Origin of the sequence: Actinoplanes sp. NPDC049802 (genome assembly GCF_040656595.1) — a bacterium.
Classification (GTDB): Bacteria; Actinomycetota; Actinomycetes; order Mycobacteriales; family Micromonosporaceae; genus Actinoplanes.
This window is the reverse complement of record NZ_JBFAMR010000008.1, coordinates 25,613-43,664: the sequence shown is the minus strand read 5'-3', so window position 1 is coordinate 43,664 and position 18,052 is coordinate 25,613. Positions and strand designations below refer to the sequence as shown.

The window sequence follows — 18,052 nt, the reverse complement described above, 5'->3', positions numbered from 1 at the left end:
GCCCGAACCGGCACACTTGACCCCGTGCGCATCACCTCCGCCCTCATCGACCCCGCGTTGCTGGATCTGCCGTGGCACATTCCGCTCGAGGACTGGCCCGCCGATCATCTGGTCGCGCTCCCGCAGGGCATCTCGCGGCACATCGTCCGTTTCGTGAAGCTGAACGGTGTGGTCTACGCCATGAAGGAGACCCGGGAGCGGATCGCCGAGAAGGAGTACGACCTGCTCCGCGCCCTGGAGCGGATCGACTTCCCGGCCGTGCAGGCGATCGCCATCGCCACCGACCGGCAGACCAAGGAGGGTGAGCCGCTGGAGACCGTCCTGGTCACCCGGCACCTCCAGTTCTCCCTGCCGTACCGTGCGCTGTTCTCCCGGGTGCTACGGCCGGACACGATGAACCGTCTCCTCGACGCGCTGGCCGCCCTCGTGGTGCGGATGCACCTGACCGGCTTCTCGTGGGGCGACTGCTCGCTGTCGAACACCCTGTTCCGGAGGGACGCGGGCGCCTTCGCCGCCTACCTGGTCGACGCCGAGACCGGCAACCTGTACCCGAAACTCTCCGAGGGCCAGCGCAGCGAGGACATCGAGATCCTCCGGCTGAACATCTTCGGCGAGTGCCTCGACCTGGAGGCCGCCGAGCTGCTGCACCCGTCGATCGACCCGGAGAAGGTGGTCGACGACATCATGGCGCGCTACGAGCGGCTGTGGCACGAGGTGACCTATGAGCAGGAGGTGTCGAAGGACTCCCGGCACCACATCGAGCGGCGCATCCGGCGGCTCAACGAGATGGGCTTCGACGTCGCCGAGGTGTCGATGTCCACGTCGGACGACGGCGGTTACCTGGTCCGTCCCAAGGTCGTCGACGCCGGCTACCACACCCGCCGGCTGATGCGGCTGACCGGCCTGGACGCCGAGGAGAACCAGGCCCGCCAGCTGCTCAACGACCTGGACGCGTACCGCGCGGAGAGCCACCTCAAGGACGAGCAGCAGGCCGCGCACCGTTGGCTCACCGAGGTGTTCGAGCCGGTGGTCCGGGCGGTCCCGGCCCACCTGCGCCGCAAGCTGGAACCGCAGGAGATCTTCTCGCAGATCATCCAGCACAAGTGGCTGCTGTCGGAGAAGGCCGGGCGCGACGTCGGCATGGGCCCGGCGGTGCACGGCTACCTGACCGACGTGCTGGTCAACAAGCCGGACGAGCAGGCGGTCCTGGGTGTCGAGGCGGAGTCACTGAGCGGCACGGCGTAACGGCGGGCTGGCCAGCTCGGCGAGTGCCCGCAGCCCGCCCCGGCGGGCCACCACCAGGACCTCGTCGCCCTCGGCCAGCACCCGGCGCCGGTCCGGCACCCAGTCGACCCAGCCCTGGCCGACCGCGGACAAGCCGATCACCCGCGCCTCGCCGGGATGGTCGGCGTGGTCCAACGGCGCTCCGTCCAGAAGGGATCCGGCCGACACGGTGACCGTGGCGACCATCACAGCGTGCCGGTCGACCGGGATGGTGGCGTGCACGTCGCGTTCCAGCAGGGCGGCCGCGAAGACCGGCGCGCACAGCCGGGAGACGCTGCGGGACGTGTTGATCTGGAAGGCCGACTCGACCCGCTGCGCGAAGTCGTCGTCGAAGAGCCGCAGCACCACCCGCAGGTCCGGCCGGGCCGACCGGGACTGCAGGGCGGCCTGAAGGTTCACCACGTCGTCGGTGGAGAGCACGACCAGCGCCCGGCACGTGTCGATCGAGGCGGCCCGCAGCGTCGCCTCGGCGGACGCGTCGCCGACGATCACCGGCACCCCGCGCCGCTGCGCGCTCTTCGCGCCCCGGGCGTCGGCGGTGCGGTCGATCGCCACCACCCGGAGCCCCAGGTCGGTGAGCTGGCGCAGCACCTGCGTGCCGACGTTGCCGAGTCCGACGAGCACGATGTGATCGCGCAACTGCCCGGCGACCCGGCCCTGGGCGAGCGCCAGCCGGGCGTTCACCATGCCGTCCACCACGGCCGCGGTGATCAGCGGGATCAGCGCCAGCCCGGCGATGGTCAGCACCAGCTGGGCGGCCTGCGCCACCGGATTGCGGCCCACCTCCACATCGGACGAGCCGACCGCGGTCAACAGGGTCACGTAGACCGACTCCCACAGCCCGTGCCCGTTCTTGTCGAACCGGGCCAGCACGAGACCGGCGACCAGCGTGACGGCCAGCGTGATCAGGACCGCGATGCCGAGCTTGCGGCTCAGCGCCGCGCGCAGCGCCCGGCCGACCGCGTGCAGCGGGCGACGACGGCGGCCGGCCCGGGAGAGCAGGCGGCGGGTCACGTCCTCCCCCGGCGGGCGGCCGAGCGCCTCGGCCAGCACCAGATCGCCCGGCCGCGCCGAACCGGGCGGCGGATCCGCCGGCAGAACGCTCACCTCACCCTGCTCGTCGGCGGTGGTCAGAGTGAGGATCACCTGTCGCGCCGCGACGTCCTCCCGGTGAGCGACATAGAGCGTACGCCCGGAGTGCCGGAAATGCGTGGGTGCCACCTCGCCGAGCGCCGACGCCACGAACGCCGGGGCCGCCATCTCGGCGTCGGACAGCACCGCGCAGTCGGGGAAGAGGGGCAGCAGACTCCGGCCGAGCTCCCGGTTGAACATCCGCACCACCACCCGCAGCCGCTCCTCGACCTCGCGGGCGCAGAGCGCGGCGTGCAGGTTGACCATGTCGTCCGGCATGACCAGGGCGAGTGCCGCGGCTCCGGCCAGACCCGCCTCGCGGAACGTCCGCTCGTCCAGCCGGTCGGCCTTGCACCACTCGACACCGCGTTCGGCGAGCGACGCGAGGTCCGGCACGTCGGCCCGGATCCGGCGGGGAGTGATCACCGTGATCCGGATCCGGTGCCGGGAGTTGGCCAGCTCCTCGGCCAGGGTGAAGACCAGCGCGTCCGCGCCGCACAGCACCAGATGGGGTCGGCTGTCCTCTTCGGACGCGGAACGCTTGTGGATCTCCAGCGGCGGCACGGCACTCACGTTCACGAATCGTAGTCAGCCGGAACCTGCCCATGGGGCCGGTCGTTGCCCCATCCGACACCTTATGTCCGACTTGGTGGGTATCGACCGAACCCATCGTCCGATGTGGCCAGGAGAAGATCAGTGCGCAAGTTGTGGTGTGCCGGCGCCCTCGCCGGCGGAATCCTGCTCCTCGGTGGGGCACCCGCGTGGGCCGGCGAGACGGTCACGCCCTCGACCGCGGCCTCCACCCCCGCCGCCCGTCCCGGCAGCGCACAAGACCCGCTGCGAAACGTCCTCGGCCACACGCTGGACCACACCGACGACGCGCGGATCGACAGCCCGCTCGCCTCCGACCCGCTCAGCGGCCAGCCCCTGATCCAGATCGAACCCGGCCCCGCCCGCGAACTCACGCTGCCCGCCCTCGAAGACGCTCCCGGCCCGCGCAAGGACACCAGGAACCCGCGACGGCTGCTGCCCGCCGCCGACGTCATCCGCGGAACCGTCCCCGCCACCAGCCGCCCGGCCGGAGGCTCCCCGCTGCCCGGCCTCCCGGTGCCGCTGAACCTGCCCGGCCTCCTCGGACAGGGCCTCCCGTCGATCGGCGGCCTCGGCCCGTCCGGCGGCTCGCCGGCCACCCAGACCCGTCCGCGTACGCCGGCCGCCGACGAGCGCCCGATCGCCCCGCGCCTGGAACACGATGAATCCGACTTCTCGCTGCTCGGCGGGCTCGCGGGCACGAGCCCGGTGAGCACACTCCAGCGCAACATCGCCAACGTGCGCACCGACGTGGCCGGCCTGCCGATCGGCGGCGAGACCCCCGGCGCCGGCTCCGGGCCGTCCACCGAGCCCACCCCCGCCGCCGCCTCCCCGAATGCAAACACCCCCGACGACACCACCGCACCCGGCGACTCCCCAGCCCCCGGCAACACCACCGCCCCCGGCGGCACCACAGCATCCGGCGGCACCACCGCGCCCGGCGGCACCACCGCACCCGGCGGCTTCTCGGCCCCCGGCCGCCCGAAGGCCGCCGTTCCCGGCGACCCGGCCATCGACGACCCTCGCCTGCACGAGGAGCCGGTCGACGGCTTCGTCAACCGCAGCGCGAAGTAGACGCCACTCCAGCGAGAGCGCGCGCCGCCGGACGTCGGCGGTGCCCGCTCTCGCGTGTGGGTTTTGGGTGCGTACCGCGCCCAAAACCCACACGCTCGCCCGAGTGGCGACGCCCAACACCCCGGCCCCCGGCAACCGCGCCCCACCACAACTGCCAGACAACCCACCGCGTGTCGGTTTCGGGCGCGATACGCACCCAAAACCCACACACACGCCCGGATGGCGACGCCCAACACCCCAGTCCCCCGGCAACCGCACCCCACCACAACTGCCCGACAACCCACCGCGTGTCGGTTTCGGGCGCGATACGCACCCAAAACCCACACACGCATGTGGGCAAGCCACGACTCAGCCCGGCTACGGCTGGAGCACCACCCCGTGGTCCCTCTTACCCCAGCCCTTCCGGTACGCCGGACGCCCACCCCTCCGTTCACTCCTGGTGGAGATCCCAGCTGAGCAGAGTGAAGGTCATCTCCTCGAGCGCCCCGGCCCGGCGATAGGTGGCCAGCGCCGCCTTGTTGTCGGTCTCGGTGGCCACCCACATGCCGTAACAGCCCCTGCTCCGGGCCAGGTCGGCCAACGCGACGACCAGGGCTTTGCCGATGCCCTGGAGGCGGGCCACCGGGGCTACGCCGAGTTCGTAGACCAGCATCTCGGTGCCCTTGTCGGGGTGCGTGGTCTCGACACCGGTGATCATGCCGACCGGGCGGTCCGCGTCGTCGTAGGCGAGAAGCAGGTGATGATTGGGTTCGGTGAGGAAACGGCGGGTGGCGGCCTCGATCGGTGGTGCGTCGAAGAGATCGGCCGCGCGGTAAACCTCGGTCTCGGCGGTGACCCGTTCGATACGCATGCCGCCACGATAACCAGCGGACATATCACGACTCAGCACTCTTCTTCCGGCCGTCGGCACGGGCGGAACCGGTCGTTCGCCGGACTGGTCATCGAAGGTCGACTCGGTAGCATGACCTGCCGATGGGGCGCTGAGAAGGGGCGGGGAACATGGCGGGTCCGGGGGACGACGAGGCTCAACCGACAGCGTCGGCGGAACCTGACGCCGAGCAACCGGTGGGCCCGCCGGCGTCCGGGCCGACCGCGCCCGCGAGCCCGGCACACCCGTACACGACAGCCGCCACACACACTCCCGCGGCCCGACCCGCGGCAACAGCCACCGCCCACACCGGCCCAGCCCGACCCTCAGCGACAGCCGCCACACAGACCCACCCCGTCCCGGCCGGTACGGCGGCGGAGCCGGTGCGGTATGCGCAAGGCGTCTCCGAGGCGGCCACCCCGACGCCCACCCCCGCCACGGTCGATCGGAACCCGCCCATCCCGGCCGGCCCGGCGGACCCCACCACGCAGGCCGAGATCGAATATGCCGACCCGGTCGACCCGTGGGCGGCGGCCGAGGCGGCGGCGATCGCGGCCGGGGGACAGCCGGGCGGCTACACGCCTCACCCGTACCCCGGTGCGACCTGGACCATCCCGGGCGCCGCGGTGGAGCCGACCGCCGAGAACGAGGCGAGGACGAGCCGCAAGCGACCGACCTGGCTGTGGGCCGGCGGCGCGGTGGAGCCGACCGCCGAGAACGAGCCGCGCAAGAGCCGTAAGCGGCTGACCTGGCTGTGGGCCGGCGGTGCGGCCGTCGGCGTGGCCGCGGCCGTCACCGCCGCCGCGGTGATCTTCTGGCCGGGTGTGTCGCCGATCGATTTCGTGCCGTTGCGGGAGCCGAAGCGGGTCACTCCGACCGTGCCGGTGTCGTCGGCGTTCGCGGACGCGGAGGTGCTCGGGGACCGCGCCTACTTCGCGAGCGCCGACGAGACCGGCACGCTGCGGGTGGTGGCGGCCGACACGGCGAAGGGATCGAAGCTCTGGGAGAGCGCCGGCGCCGGCCAGGCGACCCTGTGGAAGGCGATGTACGCCCTGCCCGACGTGGTCCTGCTCTACTCGGGTCTGGATTCGGTCACGAGCACGAGCCGGGTGGTGGCGCTCGACGCCGGCGACGGCAAGCGGCTCTGGGAGCAGCGGCTCGGCTCCTACGACGAGATCCACTTCGGTTCGACGATCGCGCTGTGGACGAACCGGGAGGCGAAGCGCCTGGTCGGGATCGATCTGACCGACGGCAAGGAGAAGTGGTCGACGGAGGATCCGGATTCGTCGGCGATCCACCCGGTGACGACGGTGAAGGATCTGTCCGGTCCGGCGGGCGCCTCGGGTCGCCTGTTCTCCCCGGAGGCCTCCGACGACGACCGGTTCGTGCAGGTCGACGCGGATCAGACGGTGACGGTCCGCGGTTTCGGTGACGGCGCGCCGACCGGTTCGCTGGCCGGGGCGGCGTCGACGAGCGACGAGATCGTGGCGCACGACGGCCGCCTGTATGTGAAGGGTTCGGCCGCCCCGCAGCGGATCCTCTCCTACGACCTGGGCGATCTCGGTAAGAATCCGGTCATCGTGCACACCGCTCCGCCGAGCTATTCGCTGAGCAAGCTGTCACCGTGCGGTGTCCGGCTCTGCTTCGTGCAGACGGAGGGCTACGACCGTACGAAGGATGAGGTGTTCGCGGTCGGCGAGACGAGCTGGGCGAAGCCGGTGGGGGTGCCGGAGGTGGAGGCGCTGGTCCCGGTCGGCGACGCGGTGCTGGCGGTCGGCGACGAGACGACCACCCTGATCGACGCGGAGGGGCGGAAGGGCCGGCCCGAGACCGGCATCACGGTACGCCTGGACGCCGGCAACATGCTGCGCTTCTCGGACAGCCTGAGCAGCTCGGTGAGCGACCGGACCGCCTGGGGCATCCCGCTGGGCGAGAGCGCCGTGCCGCTGGGTGAGATCGCGGACGTACGGTCGGCGAGCTGCTCCTGGAACACCTCGGTGATCGCCTGCGCCGCCGAGGAGGACTACGTCATGTACCGGTTCACCGACTGAGGCGAACGCGGAAAAGGGCGGCTCCCCGAGGGGAACCGCCCTTTCCGTCAGATCCGGGCGTCAGATACGCACACCCGAGCCGGCGTTGAAGACGTGCAGCGCGCTGGTCTGCGGCTTGATGTAGACCGTCTCGCCCATCTGCGGCATGTAACGACGCTCGGTCCGGACCACGAACCGCTCCTGGCCGCCGTCGACCTCGGCGTGGCCGTAGACGTTGGCGTCCGATCCGAGGTCCTCGACCAGGTCGACGACGATCGGCAGCGCGCCGGCGGACTCGGTGACGACCTCCGCGGCCTCGGGCCGGAACCCGATGGTGACCTTGCCGTCGCCGCCCTGGCTCGCCGCGGCGACCTGCTCACGGGTGAGCGGGAGGTTCAGCGCGCCGAAGTGGGCGCCGGCCTCGGTCAGCGGGACGGTCTTGATGTTCATGGCGGGGGAGCCCATGAACCCGGCGACGAACACGTTGCCGGGGGTGTCGTAGAGCGCCCGCGGGGTGTCCACCTGCTGCAGCACACCGTCCAGCATGACCGCGACCCGGTGACCCATGGTCATGGCCTCGACCTGGTCGTGGGTGACGTAGACGGTGGTGACGCCCAGCTTCGCCTGCAGCGAGGCGATCTGCGAACGGGTCTGGACGCGGAGCTTGGCGTCGAGGTTCGACAGCGGCTCGTCCATGAGGAACACCTGCGGCTGGCGCACGATGGCGCGGCCCATGGCGACACGCTGACGCTGACCGCCGGAGAGCGCCTTCGGCTTACGGGACAGGTACTCCTCGAGCTGGAGCAGCCCGGCGGCCTCCTTGACGGCGCGGTCGATCTCCGCCTTCGGGGTCTTGCGCAGCTTCAGGGCGAACGCCATGTTCTCGTACACCGTCATGTGCGGGTAGAGAGCGTAGTTCTGGAACACCATCGCGATGTCACGGGACTTCGGCGGGAGGTGCGTGACGTCCTTGTCGTTGATGAGGATGCGGCCGCGGTCCACGTCCTCCAGGCCGGCGAGCATGCGCAGGCTGGTGGACTTACCACAACCGGAGGGGCCGACCAGGACCAGGAACTCTCCGTCGCCGATCTCGAGGTTCAGTTCGTTGACCGCGGGGCGCTCGGAGCCCGGGTAGATCCGGGATGCCTTGTCATAAGTGACGGTAGCCATGGTGAAACTACTTCCTTTCCACCGGCAGGAACGTGCCGGACGATCCGAGTAGAAGGAACTGCGGTCGTCACCGTATTTGTTTTCTCCCGACCTGCCAAGATGGCGTTCGCATCACAGGACGTTATGCTGAGGCCGTTCGCCCCTGTAGCTCAGATGGCCAGAGCACCCGTCTTGTAAACGGGAGGTCGTCGGTTCGATCCCGACCGGGGGCTCCATCGCACTCTGAACTGGGAAAACCCTGCAGCCGCTGATCAGCGGAAGCCGGTGAGGGACAACAGGACGTATCCCACCGCGGTCAGCGGAAGGGCGAGCAGCAGCGCGAGCCCGCGCTGGGGCCAGGAGCGGCTCACCAGCACGATGAGTGCCACCCCCAACGCGATCAGGACAGCGGTGTACCCGACGGTTTCCGCGGTTTCGTAGTTCGGGTCTCCGATGCGCTTGAGCTGCATCGTGGCCTCGGCGAACAGCACCGCACCCGGTATGGCCACGGCGGCTGCGCGAAAACGGCCCCCGGTTCGCGCCAGTACGCCTGCCGCACCGAAGACCGCGCCGGCCACCACGCCCGACGCCGTCCAGAACAACGCCGTTGCGTTGTACATGTTCGCCAGGGCATCGCTCTGGATCAGCGTGGCGGTGAGGTAGTAGCTCGGCACCGCCAGGACCAGGCAGCCGATCGCGCCGAGGATGCCGGCCGGCAACGTCCACCGGCTGAGGAAGGTGAGCAGGAACGCCGCTACAGCCCACACGGCGATGGAGTTGCCCAGCCCGCCGAACGGAAAGGGAACATACTTGATCCATACGAAGTCAAGAGCGCCCAAGAGCACGCCCGCGACGGGAACCACTACGGCCGCGTTCCGGTTGATCGCCATGATCGCTGATCGTAAGAACCTGAGGAGCCCGGCACATCGAACCGCGGATAGACCACGCGGCCCGATGATCCTCCGAAAGGCAGACCGTCGGCGCACGCACCCTCCACCCGGGCGGTGGATCCGCGAGCAGCGCGGCCAGAGCGCCGGCGATGTCGGGGCTCAGCCGCTGACACCTCGCTCCCAGCGGTAGAACTGCGTGACCTCAGCCTTCGCAGCCTCAAAGGGTCCACAATGCGGAACGGCGCCAGGCAACCCGTTCAACATTTCCGGCCACTGACCGGATCCTCACATCAGCTTGGGGGCCGCAAACCGCCCGCGACGCACGCCGTGACGGTCTGTATCGCTCGGATCGCGGCATGAAGCGGGTGTTCGCCGGCTGAGTCGTACGGGCCGTCGATGTGCAGGTCTGCAGCCCTGCACACCAGCGCCGCCACTCACCTGGTGGATGAGTTGATCAGTTCAGGCGCTGTTCGGCGTAGGCGGTGATGGCGTCGCGGTAGTACTGCGCCAGGGCCGGGTCCTGAGCGTCGTAACGGGCACGGTGCTGCGGATCGTCCAGATACAGCTGCCCCATGCCCGCGTAGCTCACCTTGTCCGGGCTCCAGTGCCGGGCGACAGCGCGGTGATGGTCCGCGATGACGTCGAGCGCCTCCGGTGTCTCTGGTGCCACTCCGGAGCGCAAGAGCTGAAGAACTCGGGCGTCCAGGCGCTCTCCCTCTTTCTGGGCGTCAAGGTAGTCCTGCTGTGTCCAGCCCTTGGTGCGCTCCTTGGCGGCGGCGAAGTGCTCCCGCACACCGTCCCCGTAGCGAGCGGCCAGGGCCTCTTCGGTCTCGGCCCGACGCTGGCTGAAGCCGTCGAACATTTCTGACGTGCTCATAGCTGTCCCCTCCTGCAGGTGCTCGATGGTGCGCGCGACGGTGGCGGCCAGGCGTGCCAGGCGCTGCTGCTCGGCACGCAGCCATTCCTGGTGCCCCCGCAGGGCCTCGACCCGGTCACGCTGACCGGTGAGGACTTCGGCGATCGTCTCCAGGCTCAGCCCGAGTTCGCGTAGCAGCAGAATCTGCTGCAAGCGCAGCAACTGCGGCTGCTCGTAATAGCGATAGCCGTTGATCCCGACGTAGGCCGGGGCCAGCAGGCCGATCGTGTCGTAGTGCCGCAGCGTGCGGGAGGTGACCCCTGCCATCTGCGCCACCTCGGTGATCGACCAGGCCACTACTGCCGTCCCTTCCCGCACCCACCAGCCGAAACCGCTCCGGCCTGCTCCCAACGATGGACCTTGACGCAACGGCAGAGTCAACGCCACACACGTATCGAGACCACCACACTCAACGTCGGCACACGCGCGCTCTTCGGCATGAGTCGCGGGCATTGCGCTCAACCGGGCGGGTTCATCCGGAATGATCGCGTTGTGGCCCGTAAACGGGAGGTCGTCGGTTCGATCCCGACCGGGGGCTCTTTCGTTGATCTTGTATGAGCTCCGTCATGGTCGCCGCTCTCGCCGCGGCACTGAGTTTTCCCAGCCCAGCCATCCCGGCTCCACCCCCTTCGGAGTGGACCCAGACCGGGTACGGCCCGGGCCTCACCTACTACAACCCGCACGAGCGCCGGCTCACCCCGTCATCGGTCGGCGCCATCACCCGGCGCTGGGACATTCCCACACACGCCGCCCCGGAATGCGAGATCGGACGGGAGCCGCTGGCCGGCGGCGGCCTCATCTACACCAGCGATCCGGGCGGCATCGGGGCGTACGACCCGGCCACCGGGGCCCGCCGCTGGCACGCCGACCTGCGGGGGCGCGGTGTCACCCGGATGGCCATGTCGGACGGGATCCTGGCCGTCCTCACGTACGCGTGCACGGGCCAGCGCAATTTCCTGACCACCTATCGGGCCTCGACCGGCGCCCGCCTCTGGGAGCTCTCCCTCGCCGCTCCCAGCCAGGACATGATCGTCGATCGCGGTGTGGTGGTGGTGGACGCCCGCCCGGACTTCGGGGCGGCCACCATCGCCCACCGGCTGGCCACCGGCGCCCGGCTGTGGAAGCTCGGCGGAACCCGCGGCGACGGCCTGCTCTCGTCCGGCGGACGGCTGCTGCTGCGGACCGAGGGTCAGGGCGCCCGCGCCGTCTCGATCACCACGGGCGCCACTCTCTGGCACACCCCGGAGAATTGGTACGCCGTAGGCAGCGACCCGGCCGGCACCCGCTTCTACGTGGCCGGCCGGGGCGGTGGGCTGACCGCGGTCAACGCGGCCGACGGCCGGAAGGTCTGGGAGTCGACCTGGCCGGCGTCCGCGGTGACCGCCGACGAACGGCACCTCTACTTCCCCCGTTACCGCAGCGTCCAGTGCCTGGACGCGCGGACCGGCCGGAAGCTCTGGTCGGTGAAGCTGGCCGACGGCGCCGGGCAGCCGGTCCGGGCGGGGGCGCTGCTCTACAGCCCGGCCGGGATGGGCGCGGCGCTGTCGATCGTCGACGCGGAGACCGGCAAACCGCACAAGGGCGGCATGCCGAGCGACCAGAACTACCCGCCGATGGTCGCGGACGGCCGTCTCTTCCTGACGGAAGGCAACCGCCTGCGCGCCTATTTCTGAGTCCCGTTCTCGGAAGGGGGCCGGGCCCGGCCGTCCCTTCCGAGACGCGGGTCAGCCCTGGGTCCGGCGGCGGCTGACCTCGGCAAGGGTCACGGCCGCCGCCACACTGGCGTTGAGGGACTCCACGTCAGAGGCCATCGGAATGCTCACCCGCAGGTCACAGGTCTCACCGACGAGGCGGGACAGGCCGCGCCCCTCTGAGCCGACCACCACGATCAGCGGCCCGACCGCGGCCTCGAGCTGGTAGAGGTCGGTCTCGCCGTCGGCGTCCAGCCCGATCGCGGTGAAGCCGGCCTTCTGCGCCGACTTGATCGCGCGGGTCAGGTTGACCACCTGTGAGACCGGCACCCGGGCGGCCGCGCCGGCGCTGGTGCGCCAGGCGGTCGCGGTGATGCCGGCGGCCCGCCGCTCGGTCATGAAGACGCCGTGCCCGCCGAACGCGGCCACCGACCGGATCACCGCACCGACGTTGCGCGGGTCGGTGATGCCGTCCAGCGCCACCAGCAGCGGGGCGGTCTGCTCCAGTGCCGCGTTCACGAGGTCGTCGAAATCCTCGTACGCGAACGGCGGCACCTGGAGCCCGATGCCCTGATGCAGCACGCCGCCGGTCATCCGGTCCAGCTCGTTGCGGCTGATCTCCAGGATCGGGATGCCCCGGTCGCCGGAGGTCCGGACGATCTCGGTGACCCGCTCGTCGATGTCGATGCCCTGCGCCACGTACAGCGCGGTGGCGGGGACCGCGGCACGCAGCGCCTCGACCACCGGGTTGCGGCCGAGCAGCAGCTCGGGCCCTTCCTTGGTGGGGTTGGACTTGCGGCCGGGCGCGACCCGCGGACCGCGCGGACCGCCGCCCCGGGCGCCGCGGGACGACTGGGCCCGGGTGAGCCCGGAGGCGCGGCCACCGCCACGGCCCCAGGTGGTGTCCTTGGTGCCGGGGATGCCGACCTTGGGCGCGCGGCCCTCGGCGGCCGCGGCCCGGCGCTCCTTGTCCTGCTTGCGGGCGGTCTTCTCGGGCAGTTTCTCAGTGCCCGAGTACGCCTTGTGCCATGGCCGCTCGTCGGCGGGCAGGGTCTTGCCGCGCCCCTTGAGGCTGGCCCGGTTCTTGCCACCGGAACCGGCCGACGCCCCCTTCTTGGAGGTGGCGCGCTTGCTCGCGTTGAAGGAATTTCCCGGCATCAGTGCTGCTCTCCTACCGTCCAGCGCGGACCGGCCGGAGTGTCCTCCACCTGAATACCCGCGTTCTTGAGCTGGTCCCGCACCGAATCGGCGGCAGCCCAGTCCTTACGTGCGCGGGCCTGAGCCCGCTGTTCCAGCGCCAGGGCGACCAGGGAGTCGACCACCGGCTTGAGATCGTTGCCGCCTTCGCCGCCGCTCCAGGCGTTGTCGAACGGGTCGATGCCGAGCACCCCCAGCATGGCCCGGACGGCGGTCAGCGCCCCGCGGATGGCCGGCTCGTCACCGGCGGCCAGGGCGGTGTTGCCCTCCCGGATGGTGTCGTGCACGACCGCGAGCGCCGCCGACGTGTTCAGGTCGTCGTTCATCGCCTCGGCGAACGCCGGGGGCACCGCCTTGGGCCGCCCGCTGCCGACCACCTCGGCGGCCCGCTGCACGAAGCCCTCGATCCGCCGGTAGGCGACCGCGGCCTCCCGCAGCGCCTCGTCGGAGTAGTCGATCCGTGAGCGGTAGTGCGGGCTGCCCAGGTAGTAGCGCAGTTCGACCGGGCGGATCCCGGCCTCGACCACCGCGTTCAGGTCGATCACGTTGCCCAGCGACTTGCTCATCTTGGAGTCGCCCAGGTTGAGCAGGGCGTGATGCACCCAGTAGCGGGCGAAGCCGAGCCCGGCCGCCTTGGACTGGGCCACCTCGTTCTCGTGGTGCGGGAACGTGAGGTCGAGCCCGCCACCGTGGATGTCGAACTCGTCGCCGAGGTAGCGCCGGGCCATCGCCGAGCACTCGATGTGCCAGCCGGGCCGGCCACGGCCCCACGGCGACGGCCAGTACGCGTCCTGCGGCTCGTCCGCCTTCACGCCTTTCCACAGCGCGAAGTCACGGTGGTCGCGTTTGTCGCGCACCGGAGCGTCGCCGGCGTCGCGCATGTCGTCCGGTCGCTGCCCGGAGAGTGCGCCGTACTCCCGGAAGGAGAGCACGTCGAAGTAGACGTCGGCGCAGTCGCCACCGCCCGGGTACGCGTGCCCGCGCTCGATCAGCGTCTCGATGAGCTCGTGCATGTCGGTGATGTGCCCGGTGGCCAACGGCTCGTAGGTCGGCGGCAGCACGTTGAGGGCCCGGTAGTCGCGCTCCAGCAGCAGCCGGTTCTCGTAGGCGATGGCCCACCACGGCCGTTTGTGGTCGAGCGACTTCTGCAGGATCTTGTCGTCCACGTCGGTGACGTTGCGGACGAAGGTCACCTCCAGCCCCTCGTGCAGGAGCCAGCGCCGCAGCACGTCGTAGTTGACGGCGGAGCGGAGGTGGCCGATGTGGGGCGGGGACTGCACGGTGACACCACACAGGTAGATCCCCGCCTGACCGGGCGTCGACGGGACGAAGTCCCGGACCGATCGGGTCGCGGTGTCATACAAGCGCAGAGTCACCGTACAAGGGTAGCGGCCGGACGTCAGGGACGCGTCATCCGGAGCACGTCGAGCGCTTCGTCCAACTGCGCCTCGGTGAGCTTGCCCGTTCCGACGTGGCCGCGCTCGATCACCACCTCGCGGATCGTCCGCCCGGTGGCGAGCGCCTGCTTGGCGATCGCGGCGGCCTCGTCGTACCCCAGATGGCGGTTGAGCGGGGTGACGATCGACGGCGAACCTTCCGCGTACGCCCGGGCGATCTCCTCGTTCGCCGCAAGGCCCACGACGCAGCGATCGGCGAACAGGCGGGACGCCGCGGCCAGCAGCCGGATCGACTCCAGCAGGTTGCGGGCCATCACCGGCAGCATCACGTTGAGCTCGAAGTCGCCCTGGGTGCCGGCGAAGGCGACCGTCGCGTCGTTGCCGATGACCTGGGCGGCGACCTGCCGGACCGCCTCGGGGACCACCGGGTTCACCTTCCCCGGCATGATCGACGATCCGGGCTGCAGGTCGGGCAGGCGCAGCTCACGCAGCCCGGCCCGGGGTCCGGAGCCCATCCAGCGGATGTCGTTGGCGATCTTGTAGAGGCCGGCGGCGATCACCCGCAGCTGGCCGGACGCCTCGACCAGCGCGTCGCGGGCGCCCTGCGCCTCGAAGTGGTCGCGGGCCTCGGTCAGCGGCAGACCGGTCTCGTCGGCGAGCAGCCGGATCACCGCCTGCGCGAACCCGGGCGGCGTGTTCACCCCGGTGCCCACCGCGGTGCCGCCGAGCGGCAGCTCACCGAGCCGGGGCAGGGTGCCCTGGAGACGCTCGACACCGTTGGTGACCTGTCGCGCGTACCCGGAGAATTCCTGCCCCAGGGTGACCGGGGTGGCGTCCATGAGATGCGTGCGGCCGCTCTTGACGATCTCCGCGAAGTCGGACGATTTCGCGGTCAGCACGGCGGCGAGGTGCGTGAGCGCCGGGATCAGCTCGCCGCTCACCATCTCGACCGCGGCCAGGTGGATCGACGAGGGAAAGACGTCGTTCGACGACTGGGAGGCGTTGACGTGGTCGTTCGGGTGCACCGGGCGGCCCAGGTCACGGCTCGCCAGGGTGGCGATGACCTCGTTCGCGTTCATGTTGGAGGAGGTGCCCGAACCGGTCTGGAAGACGTCGATCGGGAACTGGTCGTCGTAGCCGCCGTCGGCCACGTGCGCCGCGGCGGTCGCGATCGACTCGGCCAGGTCCTCGTCCAGCACGCCGAGGCTCGCGTTGGTCCGGGCCGCGGCGCCCTTGATCCGGGCCAATGCCCGGATGTGCGACGGCTCCAGCCCGCGCCCGGAGATCGGGAAGTTCTCCACCGCCCGCTGCGTCTGCGCGCGCCACAGGGCCGCGGCCGGCACACGTACCTCGCCCATCGTGTCGCGTTCGATCCGGAAACCATTCTCGTCGGTCGTCACCGGACCATCCTCTCTCGACCTTCGGTGAGCCGCAGCCGATCCGCCACCACTGTCCGCTCGCCGTCGGTGACGGAAAGGGTTTTCACCCTGGCTCAAACAGCTGGTGGGCTCAGTGATCACACAGAGTTGGCGATCGTTGTCGTCGTTACGTAACGTCGGCTGAGTTTGGATGACCCCGACGAAGAGGAACCTCTGATGCGACGCGCCATCCTGGCCGTGCTCGCCGGCGGCCTGCTGCTCGGCAGCGCCGCCTGCGGCAGCGATCCGAAGCCGAGCAGCGCCCCGCAGCCCACCGTCTCGGCGCTGATCGAGGCCACTCCGGTCGCCTCGGCGCCGACGCCCGACTACTCGGCCGAGAACGACGCGGTGTGTGGCCGCCTCGACAAGGTCTTCACCACCGAGTTCGGCCAGTTCGGCAAGGCGATCGGCAAGATGATCGCCTACAAGGAGGCCAAGGACAAGGCCGGCGCGGCCAAGGCCGAGAAGACCGCGGCCGCCGAGTTGCGGGCGGTGGCCACCGCGATCCGCAAGGAGATCGCCGACGCCGAGAACCCGGATCTGAAGGCGGCCGCCGTCGTCTCGGCCGGGAAGATCGAGGCGAGCGCGAAGGACCGCGACTACATCGAGAAGATCAAGACCACCAAGGATCTGAACAAGAGCCTCGAGGACGAGATCGCCGAATGGCTCAGCCCGGTGGCCGGCTACTGCGCGGTCAGTTGACCGCGCGGCGGGCCGGTCAGTGGCGGCCGATCCCCAGCACGGGCTTGGTGACCTCGGCGAAGAAGTCGTCGCCCTTGTCGTCGACCACGATGAACGCCGGGAAGTCCTCGACCTCGATCTTCCAGACCGCCTCCATGCCGAGCTCCGGGAACTCCAGCACCTCGACGTGGCGGATGCAGTCCTGGGCGAGCCGCGCGGCCGGGCCGCCGATCGAGCCGAGGTAGAAGCCGCCGTAGGTCTGGCAGGCGTCGGTGACCTGCTTGGACCGGTTGCCCTTGGCCAGCATCACCATCGACCCGCCGGCCGCCTGGAACTTCTCGACGTAGGAGTCCATCCGGCCGGCCGTGGTCGGACCGAAGGAGCCGGAGGCGTACCCCTCGGGGGTCTTGGCCGGGCCGGCGTAGTAGACCGCGTGGTCGCGCATGTATTGCGGCATCGGCTGGCCGGCGTCGAGCCGCTCGGCGATCTTCGCGTGCGCGATGTCCCGGGCCACCACCAGCGGGCCGGTCAGCGACAGGCGGGTCTTCACCGGGTACTTGCTGAGCTCCGCGCGGATCTCCGCCATCGGCCGGTTCAGGTCGATGTTGACGACGGGCGACGATTCCAGGTCGACCTCCGGCAGGAAGCGCGCCGGGTCGGTCTCCAGCCGCTCCAGCCACACACCGGACGGGGTGATCTTGGCGACCGCCTGGCGGTCCGCCGAGCAGGAGACCGCGATCGCGACCGGGCAGGACGCGCCGTGCCGGGGCAGGCGGATCACCCGTACGTCATGGCAGAAGTACCGTCCGCCGAACTGGGCGCCGATGCCGAAGTCCCGGGTCAGCTCCAGAACCGCGGCCTCCAGCTCCAGGTCCCGGAAACCGTGCGCCAGCATCGTGCCCGAGGTGGGCAGATTGTCCAGGTACTTCGCGCTGGCCAGCTTCGCGGTCTTCAGCGCGTGCTCGGCGCTGGTGCCGCCGACGACCACGGCCAGGTGGTACGGCGGGCACGCCGACGTGCCGATCAGGCGCAGCTTCTCGTCCAGGAACTGCATCATCCGCTGCGGGTTCAGCAGCGCCTTCGTCTCCTGGTACAGGTACGACTTGTTGGCCGAGCCGCCGCCCTTGGCCATGAACAGCAACTTGTACGCGTCCGGCTGACCGCCCGGGTCCTCGGCGTACAGCTCGATCTGGGCCGGCAGGTTGGTCCCGGTGTTCCTCTCGTCCCACATGGTGATCGGGGCGAGCTGCGAGTACCGCAGGTTGAGCCGGGTGTAGGCCTGGTAGACGCCGAGCGCGATGGCCGCCTCGTCCTGGCCGTCGGTGAGCACGTGCCGGCCGCGCTTGCCCATCACGATCGCGGTGCCGGTGTCCTGGCACATCGGCAGCACGCCACCCGCCGCGATGTTCGCGTTGCGCAGCAGGTCCAGCGCCACGAACCGGTCGTTCGGCGACGCCTTCGGGTCGTCGATGATCGAGCGCAGCTGGGCCAGGTGCGCGGGCCGCAGGTAATGGGCGATGTCGTGCATCGCCTCCGCGGTGAGCTGGGTCAGCGCCGCCGGCTCGACGGTCAGGAATCGCCGGCCGCCCGGACCCTCGACGACGTCCACGCCCTCGTCGGTGACCAGACGGTACTCAGTCAGGTCCGCACCGGTCGGCAGGAGCGGTGAGTAGCTGAAATCGACGCTGGAGCTCATGAGCGGCAAGCCTAAGCCAGCGAGGCCGTGCCGCGCGAA

General features: G+C 70.4%; 14 protein-coding genes and 1 tRNA gene. 6 read left to right on the top strand and 9 right to left on the bottom strand.

Annotated elements, in window-relative coordinates; genetic code table 11:
* Positions 1 to 24: 24 nt before the first annotated feature.
* On the top strand, positions 25 to 1,245 hold the full coding sequence (locus tag AB0I88_RS08075) for a DUF4032 domain-containing protein (protein WP_361020032.1): 1,221 nt from the start codon (positions 25 to 27) through the stop codon (positions 1,243 to 1,245).
* Here AB0I88_RS08075 and AB0I88_RS08070 read toward each other — a convergent pair.
* Complete coding sequence (locus AB0I88_RS08070) at positions 1,225 to 2,988, bottom strand: NAD-binding protein (protein WP_361020030.1); 1,764 nt, start codon at positions 2,986 to 2,988, stop codon at positions 1,225 to 1,227. The genes AB0I88_RS08075 and AB0I88_RS08070 overlap by 21 nt on opposite strands.
* A 123-nt stretch (positions 2,989 to 3,111) precedes the next feature.
* Here AB0I88_RS08070 and AB0I88_RS08065 point away from each other — a divergent pair, with 123 nt between their 5' ends.
* Positions 3,112 to 4,080, top strand: coding sequence for a hypothetical protein (locus AB0I88_RS08065; RefSeq protein ID WP_361020028.1), 969 nt, complete (start codon positions 3,112 to 3,114; stop codon positions 4,078 to 4,080).
* Positions 4,081 to 4,510: 430 nt separating this feature from the next.
* On the opposite strand, the gene AB0I88_RS08060 is transcribed toward AB0I88_RS08065, so the two are convergent.
* Positions 4,511 to 4,930, bottom strand: a complete 420-nt coding sequence (locus AB0I88_RS08060) for a GNAT family N-acetyltransferase (protein ID WP_361020026.1) — start codon at positions 4,928 to 4,930, stop codon at positions 4,511 to 4,513.
* 401 nt (positions 4,931 to 5,331) lie between these two features.
* On the opposite strand from AB0I88_RS08060, the gene AB0I88_RS08055 reads away from it, so the two are divergent.
* The gene (locus tag AB0I88_RS08055) at positions 5,332 to 6,999 is read left to right on the top strand and encodes a PQQ-binding-like beta-propeller repeat protein (protein WP_361020024.1); all 1,668 of its coding nucleotides are present in this window, start codon (positions 5,332 to 5,334) and stop codon (positions 6,997 to 6,999) included.
* Between the two features lie 60 nt (positions 7,000 to 7,059).
* On the opposite strand, the gene ugpC is transcribed toward AB0I88_RS08055, so the two are convergent.
* A complete protein-coding gene (ugpC, locus tag AB0I88_RS08050) occupies positions 7,060 to 8,148 on the bottom strand; it encodes a sn-glycerol-3-phosphate ABC transporter ATP-binding protein UgpC (protein WP_361020022.1) in 1,089 nt (362 codons plus the stop codon).
* A gap of 138 nt (positions 8,149 to 8,286) precedes the next feature.
* Between ugpC and AB0I88_RS08045 the strand changes: the two genes are divergently transcribed.
* Positions 8,287 to 8,363: transfer RNA gene (locus AB0I88_RS08045), tRNA-Thr, on the top strand.
* A gap of 36 nt (positions 8,364 to 8,399) precedes the next feature.
* On the opposite strand, the gene AB0I88_RS08040 is transcribed toward AB0I88_RS08045, so the two are convergent.
* Together AB0I88_RS08040 and AB0I88_RS08035 are read right to left on the bottom strand one after the other, a co-directional pair.
* The gene (locus AB0I88_RS08040; RefSeq protein ID WP_361020020.1) at positions 8,400 to 9,017 is read right to left on the bottom strand and encodes a DUF6518 family protein; all 618 of its coding nucleotides are present in this window, start codon (positions 9,015 to 9,017) and stop codon (positions 8,400 to 8,402) included.
* A 454-nt stretch (positions 9,018 to 9,471) separates the two neighbouring features.
* Positions 9,472 to 10,386, bottom strand: a complete 915-nt coding sequence (locus tag AB0I88_RS08035) for a TipAS antibiotic-recognition domain-containing protein (RefSeq protein WP_361020018.1) — start codon at positions 10,384 to 10,386, stop codon at positions 9,472 to 9,474.
* Positions 10,387 to 10,487: 101 nt separating this feature from the next.
* On the opposite strand from AB0I88_RS08035, the gene AB0I88_RS08030 reads away from it, so the two are divergent.
* Positions 10,488 to 11,606: a PQQ-binding-like beta-propeller repeat protein gene (locus tag AB0I88_RS08030; protein WP_361020016.1), complete on the top strand. Its 1,119-nt coding sequence runs from the start codon at positions 10,488 to 10,490 to the stop codon at positions 11,604 to 11,606.
* Between the two features lie 51 nt (positions 11,607 to 11,657).
* Here the strand turns inward: AB0I88_RS08030 and rlmB are convergent, their stop codons facing one another.
* The 3 genes from rlmB to AB0I88_RS08015 are packed head-to-tail and all read right to left on the bottom strand — an operon-like array spanning position 11,658 to position 15,618.
* A complete protein-coding gene (gene rlmB, locus AB0I88_RS08025; protein ID WP_361020014.1) occupies positions 11,658 to 12,782 on the bottom strand; it encodes a 23S rRNA (guanosine(2251)-2'-O)-methyltransferase RlmB in 1,125 nt (374 codons plus the stop codon).
* Positions 12,782 to 14,197 (bottom strand): cysteine--tRNA ligase, encoded by a 1,416-nt coding sequence (gene cysS / locus AB0I88_RS08020; RefSeq protein WP_361020012.1) that lies wholly within the window; start codon positions 14,195 to 14,197, stop codon positions 12,782 to 12,784. The genes rlmB and cysS overlap by 1 nt, the downstream gene beginning before the upstream one ends.
* A 23-nt stretch (positions 14,198 to 14,220) precedes the next feature.
* The gene (locus tag AB0I88_RS08015) at positions 14,221 to 15,618 is read right to left on the bottom strand and encodes a class II fumarate hydratase (RefSeq protein WP_361020010.1); all 1,398 of its coding nucleotides are present in this window, start codon (positions 15,616 to 15,618) and stop codon (positions 14,221 to 14,223) included.
* Between the two features lie 195 nt (positions 15,619 to 15,813).
* Here AB0I88_RS08015 and AB0I88_RS08010 point away from each other — a divergent pair, with 195 nt between their 5' ends.
* Positions 15,814 to 16,338: a hypothetical protein gene (locus AB0I88_RS08010; RefSeq protein ID WP_361020008.1), complete on the top strand. Its 525-nt coding sequence runs from the start codon at positions 15,814 to 15,816 to the stop codon at positions 16,336 to 16,338.
* A 16-nt stretch (positions 16,339 to 16,354) separates the two neighbouring features.
* On the opposite strand, the gene AB0I88_RS08005 is transcribed toward AB0I88_RS08010, so the two are convergent.
* Positions 16,355 to 18,013, bottom strand: a complete 1,659-nt coding sequence (locus tag AB0I88_RS08005) for a fumarate hydratase (RefSeq protein ID WP_361020006.1) — start codon at positions 18,011 to 18,013, stop codon at positions 16,355 to 16,357.
* Positions 18,014 to 18,052 lie beyond the last annotated feature (39 nt).